Source organism: Ruegeria sp. BB7, assembly GCF_056539365.1.
The window spans coordinates 621,555-642,802 of record NZ_JBQFUV010000001.1; the positions used below are offsets into that span (position 1 = coordinate 621,555).

The 21,248-nt window shown below is 58.4% G+C and carries 24 protein-coding genes; 1 reads left to right on the plus strand and 23 read right to left on the minus strand.

Annotated elements, in window-relative coordinates; translation table 11 throughout:
* Positions 1-170: 170 nt before the first annotated feature.
* The 20 genes from nuoG to ACR0D7_RS03160 all read right to left on the minus strand — a co-directional run bounded on the left by nuoG (position 171) and on the right by ACR0D7_RS03160 (position 17,136).
* A complete protein-coding gene (gene nuoG / locus ACR0D7_RS03065; protein ID WP_480677684.1) occupies positions 171-2,192 on the minus strand; it encodes an NADH-quinone oxidoreductase subunit NuoG in 2,022 nt (673 codons plus the stop codon).
* A 3-nt stretch (positions 2,193-2,195) separates the two neighbouring features.
* Positions 2,196-2,600, minus strand: a complete 405-nt coding sequence (locus ACR0D7_RS03070) for a DUF5333 domain-containing protein (protein WP_254443440.1) — start codon at positions 2,598-2,600, stop codon at positions 2,196-2,198.
* A gap of 98 nt (positions 2,601-2,698) precedes the next feature.
* On the minus strand, positions 2,699-3,142 hold the full coding sequence (locus ACR0D7_RS03075; RefSeq protein ID WP_480677685.1) for a hypothetical protein: 444 nt from the start codon (positions 3,140-3,142) through the stop codon (positions 2,699-2,701).
* Positions 3,091-3,507, minus strand: a complete 417-nt coding sequence (locus ACR0D7_RS03080; protein WP_480677686.1) for an MAPEG family protein — start codon at positions 3,505-3,507, stop codon at positions 3,091-3,093. Before ACR0D7_RS03080 ends, ACR0D7_RS03075 begins: the two co-directional genes overlap by 52 nt.
* Before the next feature lie 5 nt (positions 3,508-3,512).
* The gene (nuoF, locus tag ACR0D7_RS03085; protein WP_170381819.1) at positions 3,513-4,811 is read right to left on the minus strand and encodes an NADH-quinone oxidoreductase subunit NuoF; all 1,299 of its coding nucleotides are present in this window, start codon (positions 4,809-4,811) and stop codon (positions 3,513-3,515) included.
* 12 nt (positions 4,812-4,823) lie between these two features.
* Positions 4,824-5,045, minus strand: a complete 222-nt coding sequence (locus tag ACR0D7_RS03090; protein WP_170381679.1) for a DUF5337 domain-containing protein — start codon at positions 5,043-5,045, stop codon at positions 4,824-4,826.
* A gap of 30 nt (positions 5,046-5,075) precedes the next feature.
* Positions 5,076-6,188: an NADH-quinone oxidoreductase subunit NuoE gene (gene nuoE / locus ACR0D7_RS03095; RefSeq protein ID WP_480677687.1), complete on the minus strand. Its 1,113-nt coding sequence runs from the start codon at positions 6,186-6,188 to the stop codon at positions 5,076-5,078.
* On the minus strand, positions 6,188-7,411 hold the full coding sequence (locus ACR0D7_RS03100; protein WP_480677688.1) for an NADH-quinone oxidoreductase subunit D: 1,224 nt from the start codon (positions 7,409-7,411) through the stop codon (positions 6,188-6,190). Before ACR0D7_RS03100 ends, nuoE begins: the two co-directional genes overlap by 1 nt.
* Positions 7,411-7,536: a hypothetical protein gene (locus ACR0D7_RS03105; RefSeq protein ID WP_302476981.1), complete on the minus strand. Its 126-nt coding sequence runs from the start codon at positions 7,534-7,536 to the stop codon at positions 7,411-7,413. The genes ACR0D7_RS03100 and ACR0D7_RS03105 overlap by 1 nt, the downstream gene beginning before the upstream one ends.
* A gap of 1 nt (position 7,537) precedes the next feature.
* Positions 7,538-7,711, minus strand: coding sequence for a hypothetical protein (locus ACR0D7_RS03110; RefSeq protein WP_480677689.1), 174 nt, complete (start codon positions 7,709-7,711; stop codon positions 7,538-7,540).
* 2 nt (positions 7,712-7,713) lie between these two features.
* On the minus strand, positions 7,714-8,316 hold the full coding sequence (locus ACR0D7_RS03115) for an NADH-quinone oxidoreductase subunit C (protein ID WP_170381683.1): 603 nt from the start codon (positions 8,314-8,316) through the stop codon (positions 7,714-7,716).
* Between the two features lie 11 nt (positions 8,317-8,327).
* Complete coding sequence (locus ACR0D7_RS03120) at positions 8,328-8,861, minus strand: NuoB/complex I 20 kDa subunit family protein (protein WP_037307875.1); 534 nt, start codon at positions 8,859-8,861, stop codon at positions 8,328-8,330.
* A complete protein-coding gene (locus ACR0D7_RS03125) occupies positions 8,852-9,217 on the minus strand; it encodes an NADH-quinone oxidoreductase subunit A (protein ID WP_050602775.1) in 366 nt (121 codons plus the stop codon). Before ACR0D7_RS03125 ends, ACR0D7_RS03120 begins: the two co-directional genes overlap by 10 nt.
* A 191-nt stretch (positions 9,218-9,408) precedes the next feature.
* On the minus strand, positions 9,409-10,191 hold the full coding sequence (locus ACR0D7_RS03130) for a crotonase/enoyl-CoA hydratase family protein (protein WP_480677690.1): 783 nt from the start codon (positions 10,189-10,191) through the stop codon (positions 9,409-9,411).
* 9 nt (positions 10,192-10,200) lie between these two features.
* The gene (locus tag ACR0D7_RS03135) at positions 10,201-11,055 is read right to left on the minus strand and encodes a hydroxymethylglutaryl-CoA lyase (protein WP_480677691.1); all 855 of its coding nucleotides are present in this window, start codon (positions 11,053-11,055) and stop codon (positions 10,201-10,203) included.
* 78 nt (positions 11,056-11,133) lie between these two features.
* Positions 11,134-13,062: an acetyl/propionyl/methylcrotonyl-CoA carboxylase subunit alpha gene (locus tag ACR0D7_RS03140; RefSeq protein ID WP_480677692.1), complete on the minus strand. Its 1,929-nt coding sequence runs from the start codon at positions 13,060-13,062 to the stop codon at positions 11,134-11,136.
* A 5-nt stretch (positions 13,063-13,067) separates the two neighbouring features.
* A complete protein-coding gene (locus ACR0D7_RS03145; RefSeq protein ID WP_480677693.1) occupies positions 13,068-13,493 on the minus strand; it encodes an ASCH domain-containing protein in 426 nt (141 codons plus the stop codon).
* 1 nt (position 13,494) lies between these two features.
* Positions 13,495-15,099, minus strand: coding sequence for a carboxyl transferase domain-containing protein (locus tag ACR0D7_RS03150; RefSeq protein WP_480677694.1), 1,605 nt, complete (start codon positions 15,097-15,099; stop codon positions 13,495-13,497).
* A gap of 7 nt (positions 15,100-15,106) precedes the next feature.
* A complete protein-coding gene (locus ACR0D7_RS03155; RefSeq protein ID WP_480677695.1) occupies positions 15,107-15,613 on the minus strand; it encodes a hypothetical protein in 507 nt (168 codons plus the stop codon).
* Positions 15,610-17,136: an AMP-binding protein gene (locus tag ACR0D7_RS03160; RefSeq protein WP_480677696.1), complete on the minus strand. Its 1,527-nt coding sequence runs from the start codon at positions 17,134-17,136 to the stop codon at positions 15,610-15,612. The genes ACR0D7_RS03155 and ACR0D7_RS03160 overlap by 4 nt, the downstream gene beginning before the upstream one ends.
* Positions 17,137-17,272: 136 nt before the next feature.
* Here ACR0D7_RS03160 and ACR0D7_RS03165 point away from each other — a divergent pair, with 136 nt between their 5' ends.
* Positions 17,273-17,875, plus strand: a complete 603-nt coding sequence (locus ACR0D7_RS03165) for an OmpW/AlkL family protein (RefSeq protein WP_480677697.1) — start codon at positions 17,273-17,275, stop codon at positions 17,873-17,875.
* Positions 17,876-17,925: 50 nt separating this feature from the next.
* On the opposite strand, the gene ACR0D7_RS03170 is transcribed toward ACR0D7_RS03165, so the two are convergent.
* The 3 genes from ACR0D7_RS03170 to ACR0D7_RS03180 all read right to left on the minus strand — a co-directional run bounded on the left by ACR0D7_RS03170 (position 17,926) and on the right by ACR0D7_RS03180 (position 21,152).
* Positions 17,926-19,089 carry an isovaleryl-CoA dehydrogenase gene (locus ACR0D7_RS03170; protein WP_480677698.1) on the minus strand — a complete coding sequence of 388 codons (1,164 nt, stop codon included), beginning with the start codon at positions 19,087-19,089 and terminating at the stop codon, positions 17,926-17,928.
* A gap of 161 nt (positions 19,090-19,250) precedes the next feature.
* Positions 19,251-20,441 carry a DegT/DnrJ/EryC1/StrS family aminotransferase gene (locus tag ACR0D7_RS03175; protein ID WP_480677699.1) on the minus strand — a complete coding sequence of 397 codons (1,191 nt, stop codon included), beginning with the start codon at positions 20,439-20,441 and terminating at the stop codon, positions 19,251-19,253.
* Between the two features lie 39 nt (positions 20,442-20,480).
* Positions 20,481-21,152 (minus strand): HAD-IA family hydrolase, encoded by a 672-nt coding sequence (locus tag ACR0D7_RS03180; RefSeq protein WP_480677700.1) that lies wholly within the window; start codon positions 21,150-21,152, stop codon positions 20,481-20,483.
* Positions 21,153-21,248: the final 96 nt, after the last annotated feature.

The following is a 21,248-nucleotide window of genomic DNA, read 5'->3' on the forward strand; positions in this document are numbered from 1 at the left end:
TTTTCCGCGAGCGATGCAAAGGCCAGATGCCTGCGCAAAGAGCGGCTGGGTCGGCGCGTTGGTGTAAACAGCATACGCCGCCATTGCGCCACCCTTTTTGTTGCGTTCCACGCGCATTTCTCGGGCCACTGCGCTGCAGGGACCCAAAAGCGATATGAAACAGTTCTGGTTCATTCCGCCGCAATCTTCTCGGCTTTGCGGGCCTGCGCCTGCGCCGATAGCTCTGCCATCAATTGCGAAGCGCGGGCGATGGGGTTGGTTAGGTAGAAATCTTTGACCGCATTGCGGAAAGATGCCTTGCCCAAAGTAGCCGCATCAAGTGCTGCAACCTCGTTCTCGATCACCTCATCAATGCGGGCCAAATGCGGTACCGCCTCGATCAGCGCAGTGCGCAATTGTGCCAGCGAGTCGAAGGGTAACGTTGCATCCAGCTCAGCCGACAACGCCCGCAGGATCGCCCAGTTTTCTTTCGCCTCACCCGGTGCGAACCCGGCACGCATGGCCAGCTGCGGGCGACCCTCAGTATTCACGAACAGGCTGTTTTCCTCGGTATAGGCCGCGCCCGGCAGGATCACGTCGGCGCGGTGTGCGCCCCGGTCGCCGTGGCTGCCCTGATAGATCACAAAGACACCGTCGCCGATTTCGACCTCATCCGCGCCGAGGTTGTAAATGACATCAGCCGCGTTGACCGCATCCATGCCGCCTTCGTTAGTAGCATCCACATCCATTGCGCCGACGCGCGAAGCAGCAGTGTGTAGAACAAGCAGACCACTTTCGGTATTTGCAGCAATGGCTTGCGCAGCGGCCAAAACAGCCGCGCCGTCCGCCTCTTGCAACGCGCCTTGGCCGACGATGACCAGTGAAGGCTTGCCCTTGATCTCATCATCGCCGCCCATGTCGACGACTTTCTGCAACGCCGCGCGGTCGTCACCCATGTGATGATACTCATAAGTCAGATCCGCAGCCGGACCGACCAGAGCCACTTCGGCCCCATGCGCCCATGCTTTTCGGATACGGGCGTTCAGCACCGGAGCTTCGTCGCGTGGGTTGGTGCCGATCAGCAGGATACGCTCGGCGCTGTCGATATCTTCGATCGCGGCAGTCCCGGCATAAGCCCCACGTTTGCCAGCTGGCAGCTTGGCGCCGTCGGTGCGGCATTCGACAACACCGCCCTGCCCTTCGATCATCTGTTTCAGAGCAAAGATCGCCTCGACCGGGGCCAGATCACCCACGATACCAGCAGGTTTCTCAGCCCCTTTTAGAGCTTCGGCTGCTTTGGTCAGTGCTTCAGGCCATGAAGCTGGGCGCAGTTTGCCATTTTCACGCACGTAAGGCTTGTCCAAACGCTGGCGGCGCAGGCCGTCCCAGACAAACCGGGTTTTGTCGCTGATCCATTCCTCGTTCACGCCATCATGGTTGCGCGGTAAGAAGCGCATCACTTCGCGCCCCTTCGTATCCACGCGGATGTTCGAGCCCAGAGCATCCATCACGTCGACGCTCTCGGTCTTGGTCAGTTCCCACGGACGCGCGGTAAAGGCATAGGGCTTCGACGTCAGCGCGCCGACCGGGCACAGGTCGATGATGTTGCCCTGCATATTCGATTCGAGCGTCTGGTTCAGATATGAGGTTATCTCGGCATCTTCACCGCGTCCGGTCTGCCCCATCTGAGTGATTCCCGCGACCTCGGTCGTGAAACGCACGCAGCGGGTGCAGCTGATGCAGCGGGTCATGGCGGTGCCAACCAACGGCCCCAGGTCCAGATCATCCACAGCCCGCTTGGCTTCCTTGAAGCGCGAGCCCGACAGACCATAGGCCATTGCCTGATCCTGCAGATCGCACTCGCCGCCCTGATCGCAGATCGGGCAATCCAGTGGGTGGTTGATGAGCAGGAACTCCATCACCCCTTCGCGGGCCTTCTTGACCATGGGTGAGTTCGTCTTGACCACCGGCGCCTGACCTTCAGGCCCCGGGCGCAGATCACGCACCTGCATCGCACAAGAGGCCGCAGGCTTCGGCGGGCCGCCGACAACCTCGACCAGACACATCCGGCAGTTCCCGGCAATCGACAGACGTTCGTGATAGCAGAAACGCGGAACCTCGACCCCGGCCTCCTCACAAGCCTGAATCAGGGTCATCGCACCATCGACTTCGATTTCCTGCCCGTCGATATTCACTTTGCGGAGGTCAGACATGGTCTAGTTCGCCCTCAAATACACGCCAATGGCGCTGTTTCTTTCGATTTCCTTCTGTCCCAATGCGCAGAAGGATTTGGGGTTGTCATAGGAAACACCGCTCTGAGCCAAAAATGCTTCGCCCTTGGCACGCATCCGGTCTTTCTCGGCATCTGATTCCACATACGCCCGGATTTCTTTATCCGAGTACCCCAGTTTGTTTGCTTTGGACCGCAGGTCCCACATCACACCGATTGCCTTTAGCCGACGCCCGCTGATCGACGGGCAGTATTCCGAAATCTCATTTGCGATGGCGATGTAATAGAGTTCGTCGTCGATCTCTTTGACTTCGCGCAAGGGCGGCTTTGCTTCGGCGACAGTCGGCAAAGCAAGGACAGACAGCAAAGCAAGCATTTTCACACCGGACATGACCATTCCTTTCGTCTTGGGAAACCCAAGACGGTCGGCAGCCGGAGTGCTATGCAATAACATCCCGCCTGTCATGGCTTGATATGAAAAAACACGCATCATGGTCGCTGGCAGGTTCCTGCAAAAGTCAACTTGTCGTCGGTGATGCGCAGGTTCTGGGGTTCGGTATCCGGACCAACTTTCCACGCAATGCTGGAGGAACCGAAATTATTGATACAGAATTTTGTTCCCTCAAAACGTCCCGCTTCCCTCGCGCCATCCAACGAAGCCGAGACACCGTTCACAACCACAGTAAACTCGGTGGGCATGGCCTTCTTGTCGACATGCTTTGCCTTGGTCCGAAAGAAGTGACCGTCAAAGAGAACACGGTCACTGGACGAGGTCACAGTGCAGGCGGAAGCCACCGTCAAAGCAACAATTGCACTCAGCGTGGATGCACGGCCGGCAAGGACCTTTAGCCCCAACACCTGTTTATTCTTGAAAGCCAACATCAAAACGCTGCCACCAATGCCATGATGCCCATTACGAACATGCAGGCCCAACCGACGACATAAAGAACCGAACGCAAACCACTGTGTGGCTTCCCTATTCCGCGAATGTGCACAAACAGCATAACCAGACGGGACACCAGAACGACCGAGGCCAACAGGTTCACCCAGAACGGACTGACACCCATCAGAATTGCGGCGACAGTGAGCGATGCATAGGCTGGCAATGTCTCTGTGCCATTCAGATAGGCGCGGTTCAGGCGGTACGCCTTGTCAGAATAATCTTGCTCAGGCGTAGCCCCCGGAGCCAATCCCTTACCCTGTTTAGCCAGCGCTGACAAAGGCGACAGGATCAGGATAATCAGGGTAAAGATCACAACCGACGCGATAGCGTGGCCATATTCTGCAAATACATCCATCAAAATCACTCCGCTGCCATCGCACCCATGCGGCCCGACTTCTGGGCTTTGATGCGGTCTTCGATTTCTTCACGGAAATTACGGATCAGGCCCTGGATCGGCCAGGCCGCCGCATCGCCAAGGGCGCAGATCGTGTGACCTTCGACCTGTTTGGTCACGTCGAACAGCATGTCAATCTCTTCCAACTCGGCCTCGCCTCGCACCAGACGGTCCATGACGCGCATCATCCAGCCTGTGCCTTCGCGACATGGCGTGCACTGGCCGCAGCTTTCATGTTTGTAGAACTTCGACAAACGCCAGATTGCTTTGATGATATCCGTTGACTTGTCCATCACTATCACCGCGGCCGTTCCAAGGCCCGAACCAAGTTCGCCGCGCAGATAGTCGAAATCCATGATCGCATCGCGCATGTTTTCGCCACGCACACAAGGTACTGACGACCCGCCCGGGATCACCGCTAGCAGGTTGTCCCAGCCGCCGCGAATGCCGCCGCAATGGGTCTCGATCAGCTCTTCAAAGGAAATCGACATCGCCTCTTCGACGACGCAGGGGTTGTTCACATGGCCCGAGATCGCAAACAGCTTGGTGCCTGCGTTGTTCTGGCGGCCAAAGCCCGCAAACCAATCCGCGCCCCGGCGCAGGATGGTGGGTACAACGGCGATGGATTCCACGTTGTTCACCGTGGTCGGGCAGCCATAAAGCCCCGCACCCGCAGGGAACGGAGGCTTCATGCGAGGCATGCCTTTCTTGCCCTCAAGGCTTTCGATTAGCGCGGTTTCCTCACCGCAGATATAGGCCCCTGCCCCGTGATGCAGGAACAGGTCGAAATCCCAACCCGAACCGGCTGCGTTCTTGCCCAACAGGCCGGCGTCATAAGCCTCATCAATCGCGGCCTGCAGCGCCTCACGCTCGCGGATATATTCGCCGCGCAGGTAGATATAACAGGTATGTGCGTTCATCGCGAAAGATGCGATCAGGCAGCCCTCGATCAGCGTATGCGGATCGTGGCGCATGATCTCGCGATCCTTGCAGGTGCCGGGTTCGGATTCGTCCGCGTTGACGACCAAGTATGCCGGACGACCATCGCTTTCCTTAGGCATGAACGACCATTTCAAACCGGTCGGAAAACCAGCGCCGCCACGACCACGCAGGCCTGAGTCCTTCATCGTCTGGATAATCCAGTCACGACCCTTTTCGATCAGGCCAGCAGTGCCGTCCCAATGCCCCCGGGCCTGCGCACCTTTCAGCGTACGCTCATGCATCCCGTAGATGTTGGTAAAGATCCTGTCCTGATCCTTCAGCATCATTCGTTACCTTCAGCTATCCCGACGCATGCGCCAGAGTTGAAAAATGTTCACGCCCGCATAAATGAACGCCGCCAAGGCAGCGAAATCAAAAAGCAGCGCGTGCCGCGCCGTCAATCCCAGCGCAGGGCCGACAAACAAGTTCATGACAAGCCAAATCGCCATCGTCACCGCAATGACGATGCCAATATGTCGACCCTTTCGGGCTATGGCCTGTTCCTTGTCCTTGTCCATCTTCCTCTAATGCCCCATGCGGGCACCTGTTTAGTCCTCGTAAGAGCCGTCTTTCTTGGCACGTTTAGAAAACTCGGTCTCTTCCCCAGCCGCCAGCTTCGCCGCCTGTTCGATCCAACCATCACGTTCGATCCGGCCTTTGAACTTCAGCCGAGCGTCAACCCAAGCCACCTGCGCTGGCGTCCAGGCTGCGATTTGGTCAAAGTGATAGAAGCCCAGTTCGTTCAGAGTCTGCTCAAGCTTGGGACCTACACCCTTTAACATCTTGAGGTCATCGGCCTGCCCATCGCGCGCGGCGGCCAATGTCTGAGGTTGATCCTCTTTAACCTCGGCGGGCTTGGCTTTTGCCTCTGCCGCCTGTTTCACAGCCGGTTTCGGAGGTTCAGGCGCTTTGGGAGGTTTCGCCGAAGCCGAAGCTCCGGCTGGTTTGCCGTCCTTACCCAGCCAAGGAGTCAGGATCGGAACCTCAGTTCCGTCAATACGTTTGACGGTGTCGCCTAGGTCACTCGCCAGTTGCACGCTGGCGTTATACTGGGTTCTGCCGCTGTCATATTCCGTCAGGCTGGTCAGCCCTTTCAGCGGTTCAGCCGCATAACGCCCGTTCTGCGGACCCGGGGTTGGCACTTTGCCCGCCACCAGATCGTCGATGATCCGGCCAAAGCTTTCAGCAGTCAGGTCTTCATAATAGTCCTTGCCGATCTGTGCCATCGGTGCATTCGCGCAAGAGCCGAGGCATTCCACCTCTTCCCAGCTCAGCTTGCCATCGGCAGACAGCTCATGCGGCTTGGCGGCGATCTTGTCCTTACAGACCGCGATCAGATCCTCGGCCCCGCAGATCATGCAGGATGTTGTGCCACAGACCTGAATATGTGCAATCGAGCCAACCGGCTGCAGTTGGAACATGAAGTAGAACGACGCCACCTCGAGCACACGGATATAGGCCATGCCCAGCATGTTAGCGACGGATTCAATCGCCGGACGGCTCAGCCAACCCTCTTGTTCCTGCGCGCGCCACAACAGCGGAATGACCGCACTGGCCTGACGCCCCTCGGGGTATTTTGTGATCTGCGCTTCGGCCCATTGCTGGTTAGCAGCAGTGAAGTCAAAGCTTTCGGGTTGTTCGGGATGAAGACGGCGGAGCATTAGCGGTCAATCTCTCCAAATACGACGTCCATGGTGCCAATGATGGCGGCAACGTCGGCCAGTTGGTGGCCTTTGGCGACGTGATCCATGGCTTGCAGGTGCAGGAACCCCGGCGCGCGCAGTTTGGCGCGATAGGGTTTGTTGGTGCCATCGGCGACCAGGTAGACGCCGAACTCGCCCTTGGGGGCTTCGACGGCGGCGTAGACTTCGCCCGCGGCGACGTGGAAGCCTTCAGTATACAGCTTGAAGTGATGGATCAGGCTTTCCATCGAGGTCTTCATATCCGAGCGTTTCGGCGGGGTGATCTTGCCGCGCGCCAGCACGTCTCCGGGGCATTCGCGGATTTTGGCGATGGCCTGACGGATGATGTGCAGCGACTGGCGCATCTCTTCCATGCGGACCAGATAGCGGTCATAGCAATCGCCATTCTTGCCGACGGGAATCTGGAACTCGAACTCGTCATAGCATTCATAGGGCTGCGCACGGCGCAGGTCCCATGCCAGGCCCGACCCACGGACCATAACGCCCGAGAAACCGTATTTCTGGATGTCTTCCTCGGTCACGACGCCAATATCAGCGTTGCGCTGTTTGAAGATGCGGTTTTCGGTCAGCAACCCATCAATATCGTCGAGAACAGCGGGGAATTCGTGGCTCCATGCCTCGATATCGTCCAGCAGTTCCGGCGGCAGGTCCTGATGGACACCACCGGGACGGAAATACGCTGCGTGCAGGCGGGCACCGCAGGCACGTTCATAGAACACCATCAGCTTTTCACGCTCTTCAAAGCCCCAGAGCGGCGGGGTCAGCGCACCAACGTCCATCGCCTGCGTGGTCACGTTCAGCAGGTGGTTCAGAATGCGCCCGATCTCGGAATACAGAACCCGGATCAGCGAGCCGCGGCGCGGCACTTCCACACCGGTCAGCTTTTCGATGGCCAGACACCAGGCATGTTCCTGGTTCATCGGTGCCACATAATCCAGACGGTCGAAATACGGCAGGTTCTGCAGATACGTCCGGCTTTCCATCAGTTTTTCGGTTCCACGGTGCAGCAGGCCGATATGCGGGTCGCAGCGCTCGACAATCTCGCCGTCCAACTCCAACACCAGACGCAAAACCCCATGCGCCGCAGGGTGTTGCGGGCCGAAGTTGATGTTAAAGTTGCGGATCTTCTGTTCTCCGCTCAGCGCGTCTGTGCTGCCGTCATCGTATCTTGAGCCGTCCATCAACGCCCTCGTTTCTTCTTTTTCGCCTCGGCCCGTACCCGGACCTTTTCGGCTTCGGCTGCTTTGACAGCAGCCCCTGCAAGCAAGACGCCCAACGCGCCCAAAACGATCAGTTCGCCCATCATGTCAGCGTCGCTCCATCTCTTGCAGCTTCATCGCCATCATCCACAGCAGGACAATCACAACCGGAGAGATGATGCAGGCAAACGCCCAGTTCTTGTTGATCCCGAAATGCGGCAGCAGTTTCAACATCGGTATAACCGTCGCCACCACCAAAATTATCCAGATCAAGAACTCCATGATTACGTCTCCTGTTTCTCATCCCCTGGCAGAATGTAATTCGCGCCTTCCCATGGGGACATGAAATCAAACTGACGGTATTCTTGCACCAGACTGACCGGTTCGTAGACCACGCGCTTTTGCGCCTCGTCATAGCGAACCTCGGTATAGCCAGTGGTCGGGAAATCCTTGCGCAGCGGATGGCCGCGAAACCCATAGTCGGTCAGAATACGCCTCAGGTCTGGATGGCCCGAGAACAGGATGCCGAACATATCGAACACCTCACGCTCGAACCAGTTGGCCGAGGGGTGCACATCCACGATCGAAGGCACCATGTCCTCTTCACGAACCGATACCCGCAAGCGGATACGCTGATTCTGGTACATCGACAGCAAGTGGTAGACCACGTCGAACCGTTTGGCCCGCTCGGGGTAATCCACACCCGTGATGTCTACTAGGGTCGAAAATCTGCAGTTCTGGTCGGATTTCAGGAATTCCACAAACTCGACAAGGTTCGACGGGGCCACATCGATGTTCAGTTCTCCGTGGGTCACGTCCCAGGACAGAACGCAATCGACTCGTTTCAATTCCAGTTGCGCGCCGAGTTCCTTGAGTGCTTCGCTCATCTGCCCTCTCCTCAGCGTACAATGGTGCCGGTACGGCGAATTTTGCGTTGCAGCTGCATCAGCCCGTACAACAGAGCCTCGGCAGTCGGGGGACAACCGGGCACATAAATATCAACCGGAACAATGCGGTCGCACCCGCGCACTACGGAATAGGAATAGTGATAATACCCGCCGCCATTCGCACATGACCCCATCGAGATCACATAGCGCGGCTCAGGCATCTGGTCGTACACCTTGCGCAGCGCGGGGGCCATTTTGTTGGTCAGCGTACCAGCCACGATCATAACATCGGACTGACGTGGAGAGGCGCGCGGAGCGATACCAAACCGCTCTGCATCGTAACGCGGCATCGAGGTGTGCATCATCTCAACCGCACAGCAGGCCAGACCAAATGTCATCCAGTGCAGCGAGCCGGTGCGCGCCCAGTTGATGATGTCCTCGGTCGAGGTCAGCAGGAACCCTTTGTCCTGCAGCTCGGCGTTCAGGGCCTGAGTGGCGACTTCCTTGTCGACACCAGCGGTGTTTGCGCCCGTCATCACTCCCATTCCAGGGCCCCCTTCTTCCATTCATAGGCAAAGCCGATGGTTAGAACGCCCAGAAACACCATCATGGACCAGAAACCTACATCGCTGATGTCCTTGAAGCCCACAGCCCACGGGAACAGGAAGGCGATTTCCAGATCGAAGATGATGAAGAGAATCGATACCAGATAGAATCGGACGTCGAATTTCATCCGCGCATCATCGAAGGCGTTGAAGCCACACTCATATGCGCTGACCTTTTCGGGGTCGGGATTGCGGACTGCCAGAACCACAGCCGCCAGAATCAGGACGATTCCAAGGCCGACAGCAACGGCCAGAAACACCAGGATCGGGAGATATTCCCGCAACAGGTCTTCCACGAATAGCTCCTTTCCCGCGCACCTCAATCCGGGAGCGCCGTCAATTGGCGTGTTGACTGGACATTCTCTATCCGCGCCGGGTCAGAGGGTCAACCGAACACAAACGCGCAGGGCTTAATATTCCGCTTGCCAAGGCTTGCCGAAATCCAAGGAGATTGGCGAATCTGTAACGGGGTATCTTTGAATTAAACCTAACTATTCCATGCAGGTTTTCGCTTTTCGAAAAAGGCACTTATGCCTTCTTGCGCTTCTTCAGTTTCCCAGAGGTCGACCAGTGCCTGGATCGTTTGATCGATCACCTTATTGTCAATGGTCGGCCCCAGTGCCCGCACCAGTCTCTTGGCCGCGCCCACGGCCCCCGGCGCGCAGGACAAATAGGGCAGAATTTCAGCTTCGATAGCCTCGTGCAGATCGGTGACAGGGACAGCTTTGGCCAACAGCCCAAGCTCGACCGCTTCGGCAGCTTCGAACACCCGCGCGGACATAAACACGCGCCTCGCACGGGCCTCGCCCATACGCGCGATAACATAGGGGCCTATGGTTGCTGGAATCAGGCCAAGCCGCGTTTCGGTCAGAGCCATCTTTATTCCGTCCACACCGATTGCCACGTCGCAGACCGCAGCCAGACCGACGCCGCCGCCGAAGGCATTGCCCTGTAAAGCTCCGATCAATGGACGGGGCATGGTGTTCAGCGCCTGCAACATTTCCGCCAGTTTGCGTGCTTCGGAAAATCGGGTTTCGGGATCTGCGGCCATTTGGTCCTGCATCCAGCCCAGATCTCCGCCAGCGCAGAAACTCTTACCCGCGCCAGTCAACACAACGGCGCGAACCTTGTCATCGGCACCCAACCGGTGCGCTGCCTGTGTCAGTTCAGAGATCATCTGCGCCGACATCGCGTTGTGCTTTTCCGCCCGGTTCAGCGTGAGAGTCGCAATCCCACGCGCATTGGTGGTGACCGAAATCGTTTCAAACATGCCCATCCCTCACTCTGGCCTCATGGCCCGCGCCATCTGCGCAGCCTCGTCCACAATCGCCAGATCAAGCCCGGTTTGGTAGCCCAACCGCTCAAGATGGGCGGCCACCGCTTCGGTGGCGACATTTCCAGCGGCTCCGGGCGCGTATGGACAGCCACCAAGACCACCTACGGCGGTATCAAAGGTCCGCACGCCCAGCGCCAGCGCGGCGTCGATATTGTCGATGGCCCGACCGTTCGTGTCATGGAAATGACCAGCGAGGCGCGTCACTGGCACACGCTCACGCACCGCCAAAAGCATATGCGCGATGGTATCCGGCGTGCCCTGCCCAATCGTGTCGCCCAGCGAGATCTCATAGCATCCAAGCGAGAATAGTTTGTCGGCAACCTCGGCCACCTTCTCGGGCGGCGTCGGGCCATCGTATGGGCAATCGGTCACACAAGAGACATAGCCCCGTACCGGCAGGTCAATATGACGCGCGGCTTCAAGGATCGGCATGAACCGTTCAATGGACTCTTCAATTGTCGCGTTGATATTTGCTTTTGAGAAACCCTCGGAGGCGGACGCAAAAACAGCGATTTCATCCGCTTTGGCCGCCAGAGCATCCTCGTATCCGCGCATATTCGGTGTCAGCGCGGCATATCGCACCCCGTCTGCCCGCTTGATCCCGGCTAGTACATCTGCGCTGCCAGCCATCTGTGGCACCCACTTGGGAGAAACGAAACTGGCCACCTCGATGCGGTTGAAACCGGCACGGCTGAGGCAATCGACCAGCGCCACCTTCTCGGCCACCGGAATCTCACGCTGTTCGTTCTGCAAGCCGTCGCGCGGCCCTACTTCGAAAATCTCGACCCGCTCGCCCATGGCTGCGCTCCTTCCGGTTTTGTCACATTCTTCAAATGGATGACCTGACTGTGCCACGTGATGTTGCGCAGGAACAGGTTACTCTTCCTCCAACCTGATCAGGGCAGCTCCGGCTTCAACCTGAGCACCATCATCAGCCAGCACTTCGGCAACGATGCCATCACGGGCGGCTAGCAGAGAATGCTCCATCTTCATGGCTTCCAGAATGGCAAGCCGGTCGCCTTCCTGCACCGTCTGTCCCACGGTAGCAAACACAGCCTTGACCAGGCCTGGCATGGGTGCCTCGATCACATTGGTATCACCCGCGGCGCTGGTATCGCGGTCGAGTGGATCAACGACGTCAAACGCCTGCCCATAGTTTTCAAATACCGTGACCCGCCCGCCTGAAATCGCAACACACGGCATCGGCGTCCCATCAATGGACCAGGTACCGCCATTACGCTCGGCAATGACGGTTTCTCCTCCCACCGTCCAAGTCTGACGGTTCGGACCTTCAACCTGCACATCCAGATCAATGACGTCCCCGGCCGCCAATTGGACCGCCCTGTGCAATGGAGCCCAGAGGGAAAAGCCGGTCTGTCCAGATGTCTCAACAAGACCCAACGCCGTCATTGCAGCGGCCACGCTGGTCGCTGCCGAGACACGAGCGCCCTGCGTCAACGCCTCAAGATCGCGTCCGATCAACCCGGTATCCACGTCACCTGTTGCAAATCCTGCATGCCGCGTCAGCGCGCCCAGAAAGGCAAGGTTCGTGACGGTGCCCGCGACTTCGGTCTGATGCAAGACGCGGTGCAACTGCTCCAGCGCAACCGCGCGTGTGGGACCGTGGACGATAACCTTTGCGATCATTGGATCATACCACGGGCTGATCGTGTCCCCCGCACGGACACCACTGTCGGCGCGGCATGCGGGCGGAAACTGCAGATGGGTCAATGTCCCGGTCGCAGGCAGGAACCCCTTGGGTACATCCTCGGCGTAAAGCCGGGCCTCGAACGCATGGCCATTGATCGACAATTTATCCTGCGATTTCGGCAGCGTCTCACCCGAGGCGACCCGCAATTGCCACTCGACAAGATCGACGCCGGTGATCGCCTCGGTCACCGGATGTTCGACCTGCAGGCGGGTGTTCATCTCCATGAACCAGAACCGATCCGGGCGCAGACCGTCCGAGGCATCGACGATAAACTCAACCGTCCCTGCCCCTTTGTAGCCAATCGCCTCAGCGGCGCGCACACCAGCCTGTCCCATCGCTTCGCGCATCTCGGCTGTCATACCGGGGGCTGGAGCTTCTTCGATCACTTTCTGATGCCGCCGTTGCAGCGAGCAATCGCGTTCAAACAGATGCACCGCGTGGGTGCCATCACCAAAGACCTGCACCTCGATATGGCGTGGCTTTGCGACGAATTTCTCGACCAGCACCGCATCATTACCAAAGGCAGTGCGCGCCTCACTTCGTGCACTGTCGAGCGCGGTGGCGAAATCTGCGGGGCCTTCGACTAGGCGCATCCCCTTACCGCCACCACCCGCAACCGCCTTGATCAGCACCGGATAGCCGATGGTATCTGCAGCACCCGCCAGATGCTCGGGGTCTTGATTGTCACCGTGATAGCCGGGCACGACAGGCACCCCGGCCTGCTCCATCAGCACCTTGGCCGCATCCTTCAGGCCCATCTTGCGGATTGCATCCGCCGACGGGCCGATAAAGGTCAGCCCAGCCGCCTCAACCGCATCCACAAATTCGGGATTCTCGGACAGAAAGCCATACCCCGGATGAATCGCCTGCGCACCAGTATCCAGCGCAGCCTGAATGATCACATCGCCTTTCAGATAACTTTCTGAAGGGGCCGCACCGCCGATATGGACAGCTTCATCGGCCATCTGTACGTGCTTAGCGGAAGCATCCGCATCCGAATAAACCGCGACGCAGGACACACCCATCTTCTGGGCGGTTTCCGTCACCCGACAAGCAATCTCGCCTCGGTTGGCAATCAGAATTTTGTTAAACATTTTTTTCATCCTTCCGCCGCCAGATCCTCGATCAGATGAAACCGCTCGCAGACCAGTTCCATCTTGGGGTCAAACCCGCCATTGCGTTCGAAATACCGGCGATGCCCATCGCGCCAACCGTCCAGCGTGTCGTTTTCACCCTCTGCCAACGCGAAATCCTCGGTCACGTCACAAAACCTGCGTATCGAAACATCCACCGTTTCGATGACGAGAGCCGGTCTTCCATCCCACTCCAAAGCGATGTCGCGCCGACCGGGCTTTGGCATATCCGCACTGCCCTCGGGAAAGTCCCTAAGAGCGCCACACGTGGCCGTCTTCGCCCCAGATCGAACCAATGAAAGCAATTCGTCGCACAAGATTTGACTGTCACCGAATTTGAATGTCTGAGCTTCGGGATAGCGCGCTTTTATTCTGTCCAGTTCAGCGTTCATGCTACATCCTGAACACGCCGAAACGTGTCTCCTCAATCGGGGCGTTCAGCGCGGCGCTCAGTGATAGGGAAAGCACATCGCGGCTTTTGCGCGGATCGATGATGCCGTCGTCCCACAACCGCGCCGAAGCATAAAGCGGGTGCGACTGTTCCTCGAACATCTCCAGCGTCGGGCGTTTGAACTCGGCTTCTTCCTCGGCGGTCCAAGTGCCGCCCTGCCGCTCGATCCCGTCGCGCTTGACGGTGGCCAGCACGCCCGCCGCCTGCTCACCGCCCATCACGGAAATACGCGAATTCGGCCATGTCCACAGGAAGCGCGGCTGATAGGCGCGACCCGACATACCGTAGTTTCCAGCCCCGAATGAGCCTCCGACAAGCATGGTGATCTTGGGCACTGAGGTCGTGGCAACCGCCGTCACCATCTTGGCCCCATGCCGCGCGATGCCCTCGTTTTCGTATTTGCGACCGACCATGAACCCGGTGATGTTCTGCAGGAAGACCAGCGGGATACGGCGCTGAGAACACAGCTCGACAAAATGCGCGCCCTTCTGTGCCGACTCGGAAAAAAGCACACCGTTATTGGCGATGATCCCGACCGGGCAGCCTTTGACATGGGCGAAACCGGTAACCAGCGTCTCACCGAACCGAGGCTTGAACTCATCGAACCGGGACCCATCGACCAGACGCGCGATCACTTCGCGGATGTCATAAGGTGTGCGCAGGTCGGCAGGAACGACACCGAGAATTTCCTCGGGGTCATAGGCCGGGTCCTTGGGGCTGGCCCAGTCCACTGTCAGTGGTTTGCGCAGGTTCAGCGACCCAACCGCGCGCCGCGCCAATGCCAATGCGTGCGCGTCATCCTCGGCCAGGTAATCCGCAACACCGGACAGGCGGGTGTGGACGTCACCACCGCCCAGATCCTCAGCACTCACAACCTCACCCGTCGCGGCCTTGACCAGAGGCGGCCCGGCCAGAAAGATCGTGCCTTGTTCCTTCACGATGATGGTCACGTCCGACATCGCAGGCACATAGGCTCCGCCTGCAGTACATGAGCCCATCACGACGGCGATCTGGGCGATCCCCTTGGCACTCATCCGCGCTTGGTTATAAAAAATTCGGCCAAAATGGTCGCGGTCAGGGAAAACCTCATCCTGGTTGGGCAGGTTCGCACCGCCGCTATCCACCAGATAGATGCAGGGCAGATGGTTTTCCTCGGCAATCTCCTGCGCGCGGAGGTGTTTTTTGACGGTCATCGGATAATATGTGCCGCCCTTCACGGTGGCGTCGTTGCACACCACCATGACCTCACGCCCCTGCACCCGGCCAATGCCCGCAATAACCCCGGCACAGGGCGCGGCATCGCCATACATCCCATGCGCCGCCGTCGCACCAATTTCCAGAAATGGAGACCCCGGATCGAGCAGATTAGCCACCCGACGACGCGGCAGCATCTTGCCCCGCGATTCATGCCGCGCGCGAGATTTCTCACCGCCCCCCATGCGGGCCGCTTGGGCGGCGTTCGAGATTTGCGCCAGCGCGTCGAGATGGGCCGCGCGGTTCGCTTTGAAGCCCTCCGAGGCGGGCATGGCTTTGGATGTGAGTTTCATGTGGCCTCTATTCAAAGTTCTCAGTATTGGATGCCCAGGCTCGTTCAATTATTCGGGACGCGCGCCAACCTGCCAGTGCATCGGCGTAAGAGCATACTGCCTCTTCCGAAATATCCCCGACGTCAATTTCCCTGCAATCAGGCAGCGGCAAACTAGGCCCAAGACCAATTTCGCTTTCGGACATTTCTTTTGCTGTAGGTGGGCTTTCGAAACCTAACTTTTGCTCGTCAGGAAGCCGCTGCCAGCGGATCTCTGCGTCAAGCCGCATCCACGCAGTGACCTCACCAAGACAGTATTCGTTCTTTTCTAAATCATATGCATATTCGCACATTTTGCGAACGTGGCTAACGCACTCCCCATCCATGATAATCGCCAATTCAGTATTTGGAATACTGTCTGAACAGAATTGCAGAAGGGTGCCTACGCTGAGTTTGCCCTCTTTGGCAGCCAGCACGCTAGACATCTGGGCAAAGCCCAACATTGCCAAGAGGAATATCTTCACAATTGCTTTCACTGACTCACCTCCCCCGCAGCTCGCGCCTTCAATTCCTTGCGGATCACCTTCCCTGTCACCGTCATCGGCAATTCCTCAAGAAACGCCACCTCACGTGGGTAGGAGTAATGCGCCAGACGGTCCTTGACCCAATCCTGCAATTCCTGCCCCGAGGCCTCAGCCCCCGGCTTAAGCACCACATAGGCCTTCACGATCTCGGTCCGCAGCGGGTCGGGCTTACCGACCACGCCCACCGTCGCCACCGACGGGTGGGTCAGCAGGCAATCCTCGATCTCGGCAGGGCCAATGCGGTATCCGGCCGAGGTGATCACGTCATCATCACGGCCGACGAAGCGCAGATAGTCACCCTCCCACACGCCGCGATCTCCGGTGATCAGCCAGTCGCTACGGAACTTCTCAGCCGTTGCCTCGGGCCGATTCCAGTATTCCAGCAGCATCGAGGCCGAGCCGCGCCGGATGGCCACATCGCCCTCTTCGTCGGTCGGGTTGCCATCCTCATCAATCACAGCCACCTCGTACCCCGGCACCGGCTTGCCAATGCAGCCGGGTTGCACCGGGAAATCCTCGGCGCAGGAGGAGACGACCATGTTGCATTCGGTCTGGCCATAAAATTCGTTGATCGTCAGGCCAAACGCCTTTTGACCCCAAGCAAGCATTTCAGCCCCCAAGGGTTCACCGCCAGATGCAACCGAGCGCAGACCCGGAATCGCCTGATCCGCAGCCTTGAGCATTCGCAGAGCCGTGGGCGGGAAGAACACATTGCGCACCGCACCCCGCGCGATCACATCAGCGCAAGCTTCGGGCGAGAATTTCTCAAGACGCGCGGCGACCACAGGAATGCCCAGCGCCAAACCGGGCATCAACACATCGAACAACCCTCCGATCCAGGCCCAATCGGCGGGCGTCCAAAGGCAATCGCCATCGCGCAAATGATTATGGCTGATCGACACGCCCGGCAAATGGCCGGTCAGCACCCGGTGACCGTGCAGAGCGCCTTTTGGTTTACCCGTCGTCCCCGAAGTATAGATCAACACTGCTGGGTCTTCTGGCCCTGTATCGACAAATGGCATCGGATCATCCGACGGTGAGACCTGATCAACCAGCAACGGGTGGGCGAGATCGCCCAGCAACGCCGCGCCCTCGGCATCCGTTACAACCAACCGCGCGCCTGCATCCCCAATGCGCGAAGCCAGAGCATCACGTTTGAACAACTTGAACAACGGCACCGAGATCGCCCCCAGCTTCCAAATCGCCAGATGCGCCGCTGCGCACCAAGGAGACTGGCTTAGCAACACACCGATGCGGTCCCCAGCCTGAACCTGTGACTGAAGTACACGCGCGAGCCCATCAGCCATGCGCGCCAACTGACCATAGGTGACACGCTCGGCTCCATCATTGGTCAGGTCAATGATCGCCACGCGCTCACCAGGATGCGCGAGACACTGCTGTGCCATGTTGAGCCTGTCTGGAATCGCCCAGTCTCCGGAATTTCGCATACCGGGTATGCGCCTATCGGGATTCATGGCGAGAAACCCTTGTTTTTATAAACTTATTACGCGCCGGAAGATCTTTTCCCCTTACAAGAACTTGATGCAGATCAGAGTTCCCGGCGGTCTTGCCTTGCAGAAGCGACCCATCAACAAATTCAAAGGCCATAAAATGACCAAAACACTCGTCGCTTTGACATTCTCGACCGCGCTTGTCGCGCTTGCCGCCCCTGCAATGGCCCAAAATCAGGGCGACTGGACCGTGGGTGTCGGTGTTGGCTACCTTGAGCCGAAATCCGACAACGGCACTCTGACCGGCGGTCTCGACGTCGAAGTGGATTCGGATACGCGACCGATCTTCACCGTGGAATACTTCGTCCGCGACAACCTCGGCATCGAATTGCTGGCTGCTACCCCGTTCGAACACGACATCACTTTGAATGGCAGCATTGACGCGGGCAGCGTCAAGCACCTGCCGCCCACCCTGTCGCTGAACTACCACTTCCCGACCAACAGCGTTTGGAAGCCCTATGTCGGTGCAGGTCTGAACTACACAATTTTCTTCGACGAAGAGCTGCCCGGACTCGAGCTTGACAACTCCTTCGGCATCGCGCTGCAGGCTGGCCTGGACTACATGGTCACCGAAAAAGGTGCCGTACGTCTGAACGTCCGCTGGTTCGACATCGACTCGGACGTTTCGCTGGGCAGCACCGATATCGGCACCGCCGAAATCGATCCTTGGCTGGTCGGCGTATCCTACGTCCATAGCTTCTGATCCTTTGAAAGAACGCCCCACAGTTCCCTCGTATGTGGGGCGTTTTTTCATCACAGCATTTCGCTCATCATTTCCCGCCCGATCAGCATCCGGCGGATTTCACTGGTGCCTGCCCCGATCTCCATCAACTTGGCGTCGCGGAAAATCCGGCTGACAGCCGAATCTGACAGGAACCCGGCACCACCCATCGCCTGCACAGCCTGATGCGCCTGCGTCATTGCCTGCTCCGAGGCATAAAGGCAGCACGCTGCCGCATCCTGACGGGTTACATCACCCCGATCGCAGGCTTTGGCGACCTCATAGACATAAGCCCGCGCGGAATTCATCGCGGTGTACATATCCGCAATCTTGCCCTGCATAAGCTGGAAGCTACCAATCGGTTTTCCGAACTGCTTTCGCTCGGCCAGATAGGGCATGACCTCGTCCAGACAGGCAGCCATGATGCCCGTTCCGATCCCGGCCAGAACCACACGCTCATAGTCCAGGCCAGACATCAGAACCGCGACGCCCCTGCCTTCTTCGCCCAGAACGTTCTCGAAGGGCACCTCGACATCTTCAAAGATCAACTCGGCCGTATTCGACCCACGCATCCCCAGCTTGTCGAAATGGGGCGAAGTCGAAAACCCCGTCATCTCCTTTTCGATCAGAAAGGCTGTAATCCCTTTCGAGCCCGCATCCGGATCCGTCTTGGCGTAAACAACCAGAGTATCCGCATCCGGCCCGTTGGTGATCCAGTATTTGTTGCCGTTCAGACGGTAGTGGTCGTTGCGCTTTTCCGCGCGCAGCTTCATCGAAACCACATCAGACCCAGCCGATGCCTCGGACATTGCCAATGCGCCGACATGCTCACCCGAAATCAAACGCGGCAGGTACTTCGCCTTCTGTTCGTCGGTTCCGTTCAACTTGATCTGATTGACGCATAGATTTGAATGCGCCCCGTAAGACAGAGAAACCGAGGCCGAAGCCCGCGCGACCTCTTCCACCGCGACTGTGTGGGCAAGATAAGACATGCCAGCGCCGCCATACTCCTCGGGTACGGTTATGCCAAGCATCCCGAGATCACCCATCTCTTTCCAAAGCTCATTGGGAAATGCGTTGGATTTGTCGACCTCGGCAGCCATCGGCTTGACCCGCTCCTGCGCCCAGCGATGCACCATTTCACGCAGGGCATTCACGTCTTCGCCCAGATCAAATTGCATTGTAGCTGTGAACACGTCGCGGCCTCCTCACCAACTTAATGAACACTTGTTCAATAAATAGGTAGCAGCGAATCCCCTACAGGTCAATGCGCAGGTAGCGGGCACAAAAAATGCCGCCCTGCACAGGGCGGCATTTCACGGGAAACGAGAGTGCGCCAACGGCGCACACCTTTGGATCACGCTTGGAACACAGCCCCGACCTCCGCCCGAATGATCCGCGCGATCAATCGGCAATCGTCCAGTGAGAAAGTCAGCGGCACGCGCATATCCATCACCCCAGCAAGGATGCGGTCACTGGCGGGCAAAGGCTCGCTGTCCGCATAGCGCCAACTGTCATAGCGCGAGGTGAACCCGGTCGGTTCAGCACCCCCGAACCACTTCAATTCAACCCCCCGCGCAGCGCAACGCCGGATAACCTCGGCAATACACTCGGGCGACCAATCCAGCAACAAGAACTGGATCGACGAGCCGACATAGGTCTCTTCTTCGGGGCGCTCCACAATTGTTAAGCCGGGTGTGTCTCGCAAACCGGCTGCGATCTCGTCATAACGCTCATTCCACCGCTGCACCTGCTGGTCCAGATCGTGCAGTTGCGGGCGCAGGATCGACGCACGCAGGTTGTCCATGCGACCAGACACGTTGGGGGTTGTGTATTTGATTTTTTCGAACACCTCTGGCCCCGGCGCAGCAAGGTGGCGTTCATACAGCATATAAGACCCCGACAGCATCGTGGCCTTGGCCGCCAACTCTTCGTCGTCGGTGATCAACAACCCGCCCTCACCGGAATTGACGTGTTTGTAAGTCTGACAGGAGTAGCACCCGATCGCCCCTTGCCGTCCCGACAACTGGCCGCGCCACGCGGCCCCCATCGTGTGGGCGCAATCCTCGATCACCGTAACGCCCGCCGCATCGCACATCTGCATCAGACGATCCATGTCGCAGAGATGCCCTCGCATATGACTCAGCATCAGAACCCGAGCCTGATCCAACTTGGCTGCCAGATCATCCAGATCAATCGTCAGGTTTTCGGTCACACCCACGAAAATCGGCCTTGCCCCGACCGAGGCAATCGCCCCCGGCACTGGTGCCAGAGTAAACGCGTTGGTCAACACCGGATCACCCGGCTTTACCCCGACCGCTCGCAACGATGTCGCCAATGCATATCCACCAGAAGACACCGCTAAGCAGTATTTCGCCCCCATCTGCGCCGCGAATTCCTGTTCCAGCAGAGCAGTTTCGCCCAACTCACCGGGCACCACGTTATAACGATGCAGACGCCCATGGCGCAGAACGGCCATCGCGGCCTCTATCGCATCATCGGGAAGGGGTTCTTGCTGGGTGAAACTACCAGTGAATATCTCGCTCATTGGCTCGTTCTGATCCTACTTTAGGTTGGGGTCAAGAGATCACGCCGCCGCGCCGATCAGGCCAGTGACCAACTCGGGCAAATCATCGAAGTGATGCAACAGCGCTTCGGGCTCCAACGCTGCCATGTCTTCGCCGGACGGGCCGAATGTCACCAGCACCGAAGGCACACCCGCCGCCCGCGCCGTGTTGCGATCGGTGTCTGAATCGCCAATCAGAACGCACAGCTCGGGATGTCCACCCGCCCGGCGCGCGGCTTCGCGCAAGGGCTCGGGATCGGGCTTGCGTACTGGCAGGGTATCTGCCCCGACCAGAGATGCGAATTGATCCCGCACCCCCATCTGGGTCAACAACTGTTCAGCCAGCGCTTCGGGCTTGTTGGTGCAGATACCCACGCCGTAACCTGCCGATTTCAACATTTCGACAGCCTCAAGTGCGCCCGGGTAGAACTGCGTATGGGTATCGATGGCTTGCGAATAGGCCCTGAGCAACGTCGGATAGTAGGCATGAACAGTGCCTTCATCATAGGCCCCAAGCCGCTTGAGCCCATGAGTCAGCATCATTCGCCCACCCCGTAGTGCAACGGCTGCATCCTGCTCGTGGATCAGCACATCCCCATGCCCCATCTCACGGAAGCAATGGTTGGCAGCAGCCAGCAGATCACCCGATGTATCGGCCAAAGTTCCGTCCAGATCGAAGATAACCGTGCGCATTGTGTCTCCTGTCTCGGCGGGTTTTTGCCGCGTCATGTTGCAAACGGCAATCTTGTTTGATGGCTGAACCGCTTGCGCCTTTGTCCTCAGCGGATA

Coding starts and splice junctions, on each gene's coding strand:
- ACR0D7_RS03120 (WP_037307875.1), bottom strand. CDS start 8,861: ATGGGAGTGATGACGGGCGCAAACACCGCTGGTGTCGACAAGGAAGTC.
- ACR0D7_RS03165 (WP_480677697.1), top strand. CDS start 17,273: ATGACCAAAACACTCGTCGCTTTGACATTCTCGACCGCGCTTGTCGCG.
- ACR0D7_RS03140 (WP_480677692.1), bottom strand. CDS start 13,062: ATGTTTAACAAAATTCTGATTGCCAACCGAGGCGAGATTGCTTGTCGG.
- ACR0D7_RS03145 (WP_480677693.1), bottom strand. CDS start 13,493: ATGAACGCTGAACTGGACAGAATAAAAGCGCGCTATCCCGAAGCTCAG.
- ACR0D7_RS03135 (WP_480677691.1), bottom strand. CDS start 11,055: ATGGGCGAGCGGGTCGAGATTTTCGAAGTAGGGCCGCGCGACGGCTTG.
- ACR0D7_RS03090 (WP_170381679.1), bottom strand. CDS start 5,045: ATGGACAAGGACAAGGAACAGGCCATAGCCCGAAAGGGTCGACATATT.
- ACR0D7_RS03150 (WP_480677694.1), bottom strand. CDS start 15,099: ATGAAACTCACATCCAAAGCCATGCCCGCCTCGGAGGGCTTCAAAGCG.
- ACR0D7_RS03080 (WP_480677686.1), bottom strand. CDS start 3,507: ATGGATGTATTTGCAGAATATGGCCACGCTATCGCGTCGGTTGTGATC.
- ACR0D7_RS03105 (WP_302476981.1), bottom strand. CDS start 7,536: ATGATGGGCGAACTGATCGTTTTGGGCGCGTTGGGCGTCTTGCTTGCA.
- nuoF (WP_170381819.1), bottom strand. CDS start 4,811: ATGCTGAAGGATCAGGACAGGATCTTTACCAACATCTACGGGATGCAT.
- ACR0D7_RS03175 (WP_480677699.1), bottom strand. CDS start 20,441: ATGAGCGAGATATTCACTGGTAGTTTCACCCAGCAAGAACCCCTTCCC.
- ACR0D7_RS03130 (WP_480677690.1), bottom strand. CDS start 10,191: ATGTTTGAAACGATTTCGGTCACCACCAATGCGCGTGGGATTGCGACT.
- nuoE (WP_480677687.1), bottom strand. CDS start 6,188: ATGCTCCGCCGTCTTCATCCCGAACAACCCGAAAGCTTTGACTTCACT.
- ACR0D7_RS03100 (WP_480677688.1), bottom strand. CDS start 7,411: ATGGACGGCTCAAGATACGATGACGGCAGCACAGACGCGCTGAGCGGA.
- ACR0D7_RS03180 (WP_480677700.1), bottom strand. CDS start 21,152: ATGCGCACGGTTATCTTCGATCTGGACGGAACTTTGGCCGATACATCG.
- nuoG (WP_480677684.1), bottom strand. CDS start 2,192: ATGTCTGACCTCCGCAAAGTGAATATCGACGGGCAGGAAATCGAAGTC.
- ACR0D7_RS03110 (WP_480677689.1), bottom strand. CDS start 7,711: ATGGAGTTCTTGATCTGGATAATTTTGGTGGTGGCGACGGTTATACCG.
- ACR0D7_RS03115 (WP_170381683.1), bottom strand. CDS start 8,316: ATGAGCGAAGCACTCAAGGAACTCGGCGCGCAACTGGAATTGAAACGA.
- ACR0D7_RS03160 (WP_480677696.1), bottom strand. CDS start 17,136: ATGAATCCCGATAGGCGCATACCCGGTATGCGAAATTCCGGAGACTGG.
- ACR0D7_RS03070 (WP_254443440.1), bottom strand. CDS start 2,600: ATGTCCGGTGTGAAAATGCTTGCTTTGCTGTCTGTCCTTGCTTTGCCG.